This window comes from Mesorhizobium sp. M7A.F.Ca.AU.001.01.1.1, from assembly GCF_004022735.1.
Classification (GTDB): Bacteria; Pseudomonadota; Alphaproteobacteria; order Rhizobiales; family Rhizobiaceae; genus Mesorhizobium; species Mesorhizobium ciceri.
Genome location: NZ_RZPF01001265.1, coordinates 1 through 798, shown reverse-complemented (window position 1 = coordinate 798; position 798 = coordinate 1). Strand labels below are relative to the sequence as shown.

General features: G+C 65.4%; 1 protein-coding gene. It reads right to left on the bottom strand.

From position 1 onward, the window contains the following. A partial coding sequence (locus EN884_RS37550) for an alanine racemase (RefSeq protein WP_128361208.1) occupies window positions 1-798 on the bottom strand: 798 nt, incomplete at both ends.

The window sequence follows — 798 nt, the reverse complement described above, 5'->3', positions numbered from 1 at the left end:
ATGAAGGCCGCCGGCTGGAAGCCTTCTAGGCCTGGCGTATCGAAGTCGCTGGGCAGCACGAAGGCCGAGCCCATCGACACTTCATTGGCCGCGCCGCCACGATGAAGCAGCGCGGTCTTGCTGCCGCCGATGTTGAGGATACGGCGCTGGTCGGCGCCGAGACAGGCGACGAACGCCGCAGCCTGCGCCGACGCCTCCGCCAATGCCTTTGCCGGTCCGCCGAAAAGGCCGGGAATGAGCGGCGCATGCGCCTCGTAGGCCATGACGCCTTCGCAATGCAGCCGGGCCGGCAACGCGCTCAACGCCTTCGACAAGGCCGCGGGATCAGCAAAGCCGCCGCGATGCAGCCCGACATCGATCTCGAAAGCGATGCGCAGGCCGATGCCGAGTTCGTCAGCGAGAGCACCGTATTCCGCCAGTCTCTCCTCGCTGTCGATCAGCCAGCAGACACGCGACCAGTCGGCATCACCCTTCACCAGCGCAGCCCTTGCCGCACCGATCGGCATCGGCTTGCCGTAGAGCAGATCGGCATCCGGAAACGCCTTCAGCACCGCCTCGCTGATCGGCGGGTGGAAGGTCATGAAGCGCTCATGGCGAAGCGCCTTGCCTATATGCGCAAGCAGCGGCAGGCAGGCGAGCGATTTGTCGACCAGCCGCACGGCCAGGCCGGGATCCAGCCTCCCTTTTACCAGGGCAATGTTTCCGTCCAGCCGATCGCGGTCGAGCAGCAGGCAGGGTCGGAAGATGCCGGCGGTCTTCAGCGCCTCCGAGAGGGTGGAACAATAGGTGCTCATCATT